Below are 8,748 nucleotides of genomic sequence, written 5' to 3' on the forward strand. Positions count from 1 at the left end.
TGAGCATACATGTGGGGGCTGCCGGATGCGGCAGCCCCCACATGTTGTGTCGTGCTCCCTCTTATGCCGAAGTGTGCAGCTCCAGACGGAACGTCAGCAGGGTCAGGTCGGCGACGGGGCTCCAGTCCCTGTCGGGGGTGCGGACGAAGCCGAGGCGCCGGTAGATCCGGTGGGCCCCGTGCATCGCCGGCTGCGTCGACAGGACGATCCCCGAGACCCCCGTGGTGGCCCGTGCGCGGTCGATACAGGCCCGTACGAGCGCTTCCCCGGCTCCTGCGCCCCGAGCCTCGCGGGAGACGGCCAGCGTCCGGAACTCCGCCTCGTCCGCCGTCGCGATGTCGGCCCACGGGTTCCCCGGGGGCGCGTATGTGACGCCGCCCAGAACGCGCCCTTGCGCGTCGGCGGCCACCAGCACCTCGGCCTCGGCCGCCCGGCGGGGGACGTCGCGCAGCTGCGCCAGGTACGGATCGCCGTCGCCGAACTCCAGGAGTCCGTCGCCCAGATAGGCCTCGGCGGTGATCTCGGCGAGACGTGCGTGCTCGGCTGGCTCGATCGGCCGGATCGTCATGTCCATGGGAGGAGTCTGCCGCACGGGCGGGCCGTGACCGCAAGCGATTTCCGCACGACGTGCGAACGGGCCGCCGCGCCTCTCCGGGGAGGGTGCGGCGGCCCGTTCGCGCAGCGGGCGGTCAGTGACCGCCCGGAGCGCCGGCGGTGGCCGGCGGGAGCTCCGTCTTCACGCCCGGGTCGCCCGCGTCCGCGGTGTAGTCGCCCGGGGAGGTCTCGTCGACCCCGGCGGGCGCCTTCACGGCGTTCAGGACGAAGGTGAGGACGACGACGACCACGACGTTCAGCACGAAGGCCGTCAGACCGATGTAGCCGATCTCGCCGATTCCGGGGATCTCCTTGGAGGACCCGCCGAAGTGCTTCTGGGTCGGACTGGCGACCCCGTACGCGGCGATCGTGCCGTACAGCATGCCGACCGCCCAGCCCGCGAGCAGCGCCCAGCGGTGGAACCAGCGGGTGAACAGTCCACCGACCAGGGCCGGCATCGTCTGGAGGATCCAGATCCCGCCGAGCAGCTGGAAGTTGATCGCGACCGTCTTGTCCATGGTGAGGACGAAGGCGAGCGCGCCGACCTTCACCAGCAGCGACACCAGCTTGGAGACCTTGGTCTCCTGCGCGGGTGTGGCGTCGGGCTTCAGGAAGTCCTTGTAGATGTTGCGGGTGAACAGGTTCGCCGCGGCGATCGACATGATCGCGGCGGGGACCAGGGCGCCGATGCCGATGGCGGCGAAGGCCACGCCCGCGAACCAGTCGGGGAACATGTTCTCGAACAGCTGCGGGATCGCCAGCTGGCCGTTGTCCACCTTGACGCCGGCGGCGATCGCCATGAAACCGAGCAGCGCGAGCAGCCCCAGCATCAGCGAGTACAGCGGCAGGATCGTCGTGTTGCGGCGGATCACGTCCCGGCTGCGGCTGGAGAGCGTCGCCGTGATCGAGTGCGGATACATGAAGAGAGCCAGCGCCGAGCCGAGCGCCAGGGTGGCGTAACCCCACTGGCCCGCCTCGCCGGGGGCGAGTCCGGCCACGGGTTTCCCGGCCGCCTCGTTCTTCGCCGAGAACGCCTCGCCCGCCTTGGCGAAGATGTCGTCGAAGCCGCCGAGCTTGATCGGGATGTAGATGATCGCCACGGCGATGACCAGGTAGATCAGCCCGTCCTTGACGAACGCGATCAGCGCGGGGGCGCGCAGCCCGGAGGAGTACGTGTACGCGGCGAGCACCGCGAACGCGATCAGCAGCGGCAGGTCCTTGATGAACCAGTGCGTGTTCTCGCCGCCGCCGACACCCATCACGTCCAGCACCGCCTGGATGCCGACGAGTTGGAGGGCGATGTAGGGCATCGTGGCGAGGATGCCGGTGACGGCGACCGCCAGCGACAGCCCCTTGGAGCCGAAGCGGCCGCGGACGAAGTCCGAGGTGGTGACGTAGCCGTGCTTGTGCGACACCGACCACAGACGCGGCAGGAAGGTGAAGATCAGCGGGTACACCAGGATGGTGTACGGAACCGCGAAGAAGCCGGCCGCGCCCGCCGCGTAGATCGCCGCGGGAACGGCGACGAAGGTGTACGCGGTGTAGAGGTCGCCGCCGAGCAGGAACCAGGTGACCCAGGTGCCGAACGACCTGCCGCCCAGCCCCCATTCGTCGAGGCTGGCCTCGTTCTCGGCCTTGCGCCACCGGGCGGCCATGAAGCCGATGACCGTGACGGCCAGGAAGAAGAAGATGAAGACGCCGAGCGCGACGCCGTTCACGCCGTCCTTCATGCTGACGCACCCCCCTTGCGGGCGCGCTGGTCACGCTGCCACAGCTTGTACGCGACCATCGTGAGCGCCGTCGAGATCAGCACCCAGAGCATCTGGTACCAGTAGAAGAACGGGATCCCGATGAAGGTCGGGTCGACCTTGGCGTACGAACTCACCCAGAGCATCGCCACGAACGGCGCGACGAGACACAGGGCGATGACCACCCGTACCGGTGTGACGGTCGGTGGTTTTCCTTCTGGCTCTTCCGGCATGGCGGCGACTCCGTCCCCTCACTGATCACCAGTTGTAATGGGCAGGAAATCTAGGCGAGGGTTCCGGCCACCGTCACCCCCTGTCCGCATTGCGGTCCGGCAACGGTCCTGATGTGTCGGACAGATGGTCGAAATGACGTCATACGTCGGTGAGTTGGTGCAGACCAACGGTCGTTCGAGGGGCGGGACAGCGAACAGCCCCCGTGGGAACGCTTCCACGAGGGCTGTTCGGAGTGCGGGCGGCTCAGTCCAGCGGACGCTTCAGGCGGGCCACGAACTTGTAGCGGTCGCCTCGGTAGACCGAGCGGACCCATTCGACCGGCTCGCCCTGTCCGTCCAGTGAGTGCCGGGACAGCATGAGCATCGGCAGGCCCACGTCCGTGCCGAGCAGGCCGGCCTCGCGCGGGGTGGCGAGGGAGGTCTCGATGGTCTCCTCGGCCTCCGCCAGCCGCACGTCGTACACCTCGGCCAGGGCCGTGTACAGGGACGTGTACTTCACCAGCGAACGCCGCAGCGCGGGAAAGCGTTTGGCCGAGAGGTGGGTGGTCTCGATCGCCATCGGCTCACCGCTCGCCAGGCGCAGCCGTTCGATCCGCAGCACGCGACCGCCCGTGGTGATGTCGAGCAGGCCGGCGAGCGTGTCGTCGGCCGTCACATAGCCGATGTCCAGTAGCTGGGACGTCGGTTCCAGCCCCTGGGCGCGCATGTCCTCGGTGTACGAGGTGAGCTGCAGGGCCTGCGAGACCTTCGGCTTGGCGACGAAGGTGCCCTTGCCCTGGATGCGCTCCAGCCGCCCCTCGACGACCAGTTCCTGAAGTGCCTGGCGCACGGTGGTGCGCGAGGTGTCGAACTCGGCGGCCAGGGTGCGCTCGGGGGGCACGGGGGTGCCCGGCGGCATCGTGTCCGTCATGTCGAGCAGATGTCGCTTCAGCCGGTAGTACTTCGGGACGCGCGCGGTACGCGTGCCCGCGCCCCCGCCCGTCTCGTTCTCCGTACTGCCCCCGTCGGCACCCATGGCCCGCCTTCCCGACTGCTGCGTTGCTGCCGTCACCGGCTCCTCCGTCTGTCGCGGCTCACATGGTGGCACGGTCCGGTCACGGCTCGTCGCCCTCCCTCAGGTGTCGGTCCTGTAACGGACGCGAGTGCACTTCTTATACACCCTTGACACCCCTAAAGGTCTAGGCCAAGCTCCCGGTACTGGTCTAAACCATTAAAGACCAGGTCCCAGCCCCACGGGCAGTACCCACCGCATGTGATTGTGCGGCGGACGGCGTTCTCGGGTGGTGGGGGGAATCTCTTGCATCCCTGAGGAGGGTGTCGTGAAGCGTGGACTCATCGCGGCCATTGGCGTCGTGGCTCTGTTGGCCGGTGCCACTGCATGTGGCTCGGACGACAAGACCGACAGCAGCAGCAAGAAGACCGGCCCCGACAGCTACAAGGGCCAGACGCTGACCGTCTGGGCGATGGACGGCTCGACGCCTCCCGGCTGGACCAAGGACCTGACCGCCGCCTTCGAGAAGAAGACCGGCGCCAAGCTGAAGTTCGAGACCCAGAAGTGGGACGGCATTCAGCAGAAGATCACGACGGCGCTCTCCGAGTCCACCCCGCCGGACGTCATCGAGGTCGGCAACACCCAGACCCCGGCCTACGCGGCCACCGGCGGTCTCTCCGACCTGAGCGACCTCAAGAAGGAGATCGGCGGCGACTGGGTCGAGGCGCTCAACGAGTCCTCGGTCTTCGACGGCAAGCAGTACGCCGCCCCGTGGTACTTCGCCAACCGCGTCGTCATCTACAACAAGAAGGTCTGGGCCGACGCCGGCATCAAGGACACCCCGAAGACGCGGGACGAGTTCTTCAAGGACCTGGACGCCATCAAGGCGAAGGGCAAGGCCGAGCCGATCTACCTGCCCGGCCAGAACTGGTACTTCTTCGACGGCCTGACCATCGGCCAGGGCGCTGACCTCGTGAAGAAGGAAGGCGACAAGTACGTCTCCAACCTCTCCGACCCCAAGGTCACCGCGGCCATGGAGCTCTACAAGAAGTACCAGGGCTACTCCAAGGCTCCCAAGGACAAGGACGAGGCCACCCCGCAGCAGGCCGAGGTCTTCGCCAAGGGCAACGTCGGTGCCTTCATCGGCATGGGCTGGGAAGCCGGCACGGCCATCGCGGCCAACAAGAAGATCGAGAGCGACATCGGCTACTTCACCATCCCGGGTGAGACCGCCGACAAGCCCGAGGGCGTCTTCCTCGGTGGCTCGAACTTCGCGGTCGCCGCAGGCAGCAAGAAGCAGGACCTCGCCAAGGAGTTCCTGAAGCTCTCGCTGTCCGACCAGTTCGAGGGCCAGCTGGCCAAGGAGAACGGCGTCATCCCGAACAAGGAGTCGCTCAACTCCAACCTGACCGGAAACGGTGCCGCCGAGGCCGCCGCCCCGGCCGCCGCCGCCGGTGGCACCACCCCGCTCATCCCCGAGTGGGCCGCTGTCGAGAACGCGCCGAACCCGATCAAGAGCTACATGACCGCGGTTCTGAACGGAAAGTCCCCGGCCGACGCCGCCAAGGCGGTCGAGTCGGAGATCAACAAGCGTCTCTCGCAGAAGAGCTGATCGCACGCGCCGGGGGGCGGGCAACGACCGCCCCCCGGCGCACCCGCGTGACTCGAACGTACGGTCCAAGACAGAGATGGCGAGCATGTCAGTGCAGACCGAAAATGTGGACTCGGTCCCGGCAGCCGGCGTCCGCAAGGACGACGCTCCTTCCGGCGGCCCCGCCGCGTCGAGCAGAGGGCGGACCGGTGGCTCGGCCCCCTACCTCCTCCTCGTGCCCGCACTGCTCGTCACAGCGGTGCTCCTGGGCTACCCACTGGTCAAGAACGGCATGCTGTCGTTCCAGAACCTCAACCCGCGCCAGCTGATCCTCCACCTGACCGAGTGGAACGGGATCGACAACTACAAGGAAGTCCTCGGCAGCTCGGACTTCTGGAGGGTCGTCGAGCGGTCGGTCCTCTTCACCGCCGCCAACGTCGTCCTGATCATGGTGCTCGGGATGATGGTCGGGCTCCTGCTCGCGCGGCTGGGCAAGAAGATGCGACTGGTGCTCATGCTGGGCCTGGTGCTCGCCTGGGCCATGCCGATGATCGCGGCGACGACGGTCTACCAGTGGCTGTTCGCCCAGCGGTTCGGGGTCGTCAACTACGTCCTCGACAGCCTCGGCTGGCACTCGATGGCCGACTTCAACTGGACGAGCAGTCAGCTGTCCACCTTCTCGCTGGTCACGCTGGTGATCGTCTGGCAGTCCATTCCGTTCGTCGCGATCAACCTGTACGCGGCGTCGACGACGATCCCCAAGGAACTGTACGAGGCCGCCTCGCTCGACGGCGCCAACTCCTGGAAGAGCTTCACCCTGGTGACGCTGCCCTTCCTCAAGCCGTTCCTGCTGGCCACGACGTTCCTCGAAGTCATCTGGGTCTTCAAGTCCTTCGCCCAGCTCTTCGCGATCAACGGCGGCGGCCCCGACCGGCTCACCGAGACCCTGCCCGTCTACGCGTTCGTCGAAGGCGTCGGCAACCAGCACTTCGGTATGGGTGCGGCCATCTCGTTCCTGACGATCATCGTCCTGCTGGCGATGACCGCTTACTACCTGCGCACCGTACTCAAGCAAGAGGAGGACGAGCTGTGAAGCGCTCACTGTTCGGCCGGATCTGGCCCAACCTGACGGCTGTCGTCCTCTTCATAGGCTTCGCGTTCCCCGTCTACTGGATGTTCAGCACGGCCTTCAAGCCGACCGGCGACATCATCACCGACACCCCCGTGTGGTTCCCCACCGACATCACCTTCGAGCACTTCAAGAAGGCCATGGCGGCGGACCACTTCTGGACCCTGGTCCGCAACTCGTTCACGGTGACGATCGTCTCCGTGGTCGCCTCGCTGGTGATCGCCCTGCTGGCGTCCTTCGCGATGGCACGGATGCGCTTCAAGGGCCGCCGCGGCATCCTGCTGACGTTCATGATCGCGCAGATGGCGCCCTGGGAAGTCATGGTCATCGCGATCTACATGCTGGTCCGCGACGCCGACATGCTGAACAGCCTGGTCCCGCTGACGGCCTTCTACATGATGATGGTCCTGCCCTTCACCATCCTGACGCTGCGCGGCTACGTCGCCGCGGTGCCCAAGGAGCTGGAGGAGTCCGCCATGGTGGACGGCTGCACCCGCCCGCAGGCGTTCAGGAAGGTGATCCTGCCCCTGCTCGGCCCCGGCCTCATGGCGACCTCGCTCTTCGGTTTCATCACCGCCTGGAACGAGTTCCCGCTGGTCCTCATCCTCAACAAGGACATCGAGTCCCAGACCCTTCCGCTCTGGCTCTCGCAGTTCCAGACCGCGTTCGGGGACGACTGGGGAGCGACCATGGCGGCCTCCTCGCTCTTCGCGATTCCGATCCTGATCCTCTTCATCTACCTGCAGCGCAAGGCCGTCAGCGGTCTCACCGACGGCGCAGTGAAGGGATAACGCCTCCCATGACCACCCTCACATCCACCACGGACACCGTCACCCGCGACGCCCTCGCCGTCCTTCAGCCGGGTTTCACCGGCACCACGGCACCGGACTGGCTGCTGCGCCGGGTCGGCGAAGGCCTCTCGTCCGTCGGGCTGTTCGGCCGCAACATCGAGTCGCCCGAGCAGCTCGCCGCGCTCACCGCCCAGCTCCGCGCCGAGCGTGACGACGTGCTCGTCGCGATCGACGAGGAGGGCGGCGACGTCACCCGTCTGGAGGTGCGGCACGGCTCGTCCTTCCCGGGCAACCTGGCGCTCGGCTCCGTCGACGACGTCGCCCTGACCCGCGCCGTCGCCCAGGAGCTGGGCCGCCGGCTTGCCGACTGCGGCGTCAACCTCAACTGGGCGCCCTCCGCGGACGTCAACTCCAACCCCGGCAACCCGGTCATCGGGGTGCGGTCCTTCGGCGCCGACCCCCATCTGGTCGCCCGGCACACCGCCGCGTACGTCGAGGGCCTCCAGGCCGCCGGCGTCGCCGCCTGCACCAAGCACTTCCCGGGGCACGGCGACACCGCGGTCGACTCCCACCACGCGCTGCCCCGCATCGACGTGGACCTGGAGACCCTGCACGCCCGTGAACTGGTGCCTTTCCGGGCGGCCATCGCGGCGGGTTCCAAATCGGTGATGAGCGCGCATATCCTGCTCCCCGCGCTCGACCCGCACCGCCCGGCGACCCTGAGCCCGCAGATCCTGACCGGTCTGCTGCGCGAGGAGCTGGGTTACGACGGCCTGATCGTCACCGATGCCGTGGAGATGCAGGCCATCGCCTCGACGTACGGGATCGAGCGCGGCTCCGTCCTCGCGATCGCGGCGGGTGCCGACGCGCTCTGCGTCGGCGGCGGCCTCGACGACGACAGCACGGTCCTGCGGCTGCGCGACGCGCTGGTCGCGGCGGTCCGTGCCGGTGAACTGCCCGAGGAGCGGCTGGCGGACGCCGCCGCCCGCGTACGGGCCCTCGCGTCCTGGACGCGACGGGTCAGGGGGGCTGTCTCGGAGCCGGGCGCGGCAGTGCAGGAGGGGACCGCGCCCGGCACCGGACACAGCACGGGCGCCGGTTCGGACATCGGCCTGATCGCCGCCCGCCGCGCGGTGAAGGTGACCGGCACGGCCGCACCGCTCACGGAGCCCGCGTACGTCGCCGCGCTCACCCCGGTCGCGAACATCGCGGTCGGCGCCGAGACCCCGTGGGGCGTCGCCGCCGAACTGACCAGGCTGCTGCCGGGCACCGAGACCGGCACGTACAGCGGCGAGACCGAGGCACCCGGCGCCGCCGTGCTGCGGGCCGCGGGGATGCGGCGCATCGTCGCGGTCGTCCGCGACGCGCACCGCCACCCGTGGATGACCGAGGCCCTCGACGCGGTGCTCGCGGCGCGCCCGGACACCATCGTGGTCGAGATGGGCGTTCCCCAGGCCGACCCCAGGGGCGCCCTCCACATCGCCACCCACGGCGCCGCCAGGGTCTGCGGCCTGGCAGCGGCGGAAGCGATCGTGGCGCCGAAGTAGCAGCAATCCAAGCCCGTCCGGCGTTCGAGGACGAAAACCTCGCACCGGACGGGCGGGCAGTCCCCGTCGAGCCCGCCCGGCGATTGAGGGCAGCACGTCCACGCGGGACGCCCCGTACGCGAGA

General features: G+C 68.3%; 8 protein-coding genes. 4 read left to right on the forward strand and 4 right to left on the reverse strand.

Annotation, left to right across the window (positions count from 1 at the left end):
• Positions 1-61: 61 nt before the first annotated feature.
• The 4 genes from EAO72_RS32510 to EAO72_RS32525 all read right to left on the reverse strand — a co-directional run bounded on the left by EAO72_RS32510 (position 62) and on the right by EAO72_RS32525 (position 3,590).
• The gene (locus EAO72_RS32510; RefSeq protein WP_148020647.1) at positions 62-574 is read right to left on the reverse strand and encodes a GNAT family N-acetyltransferase; all 513 of its coding nucleotides are present in this window, start codon (positions 572-574) and stop codon (positions 62-64) included.
• A 115-nt stretch (positions 575-689) separates the two neighbouring features.
• A complete protein-coding gene (mctP, locus tag EAO72_RS32515; RefSeq protein WP_148020648.1) occupies positions 690-2,324 on the reverse strand; it encodes a monocarboxylate uptake permease MctP in 1,635 nt (544 codons plus the stop codon).
• Entirely contained in the window at positions 2,321-2,575 is a 255-nt protein-coding gene (locus tag EAO72_RS32520; RefSeq protein ID WP_148020649.1) for a DUF3311 domain-containing protein, read from the reverse strand. Before EAO72_RS32520 ends, mctP begins: the two co-directional genes overlap by 4 nt.
• Positions 2,576-2,819: 244 nt before the next feature.
• Entirely contained in the window at positions 2,820-3,590 is a 771-nt protein-coding gene (locus EAO72_RS32525) for a GntR family transcriptional regulator (RefSeq protein WP_148022165.1), read from the reverse strand.
• Positions 3,591-3,894: 304 nt separating this feature from the next.
• On the opposite strand from EAO72_RS32525, the gene EAO72_RS32530 reads away from it, so the two are divergent.
• The 4 genes from EAO72_RS32530 to EAO72_RS32545 all read left to right on the forward strand — a co-directional run bounded on the left by EAO72_RS32530 (position 3,895) and on the right by EAO72_RS32545 (position 8,624).
• Positions 3,895-5,178 carry an extracellular solute-binding protein gene (locus EAO72_RS32530; protein WP_148020650.1) on the forward strand — a complete coding sequence of 428 codons (1,284 nt, stop codon included), beginning with the start codon at positions 3,895-3,897 and terminating at the stop codon, positions 5,176-5,178.
• A gap of 85 nt (positions 5,179-5,263) precedes the next feature.
• Positions 5,264-6,250, forward strand: coding sequence for a carbohydrate ABC transporter permease (locus tag EAO72_RS32535; RefSeq protein WP_148020651.1), 987 nt, complete (start codon positions 5,264-5,266; stop codon positions 6,248-6,250).
• A complete protein-coding gene (locus EAO72_RS32540) occupies positions 6,247-7,077 on the forward strand; it encodes a carbohydrate ABC transporter permease (RefSeq protein WP_148020652.1) in 831 nt (276 codons plus the stop codon). Before EAO72_RS32535 ends, EAO72_RS32540 begins: the two co-directional genes overlap by 4 nt.
• Before the next feature lie 8 nt (positions 7,078-7,085).
• Positions 7,086-8,624 (forward strand): glycoside hydrolase family 3 protein, encoded by a 1,539-nt coding sequence (locus EAO72_RS32545; RefSeq protein ID WP_148020653.1) that lies wholly within the window; start codon positions 7,086-7,088, stop codon positions 8,622-8,624.
• Positions 8,625-8,748: the final 124 nt, after the last annotated feature.

The organism is Streptomyces sp. OR43, assembly GCF_008042275.1.
In the GTDB taxonomy this organism is placed as follows: Bacteria; Actinomycetota; Actinomycetes; order Streptomycetales; family Streptomycetaceae; genus Streptomyces.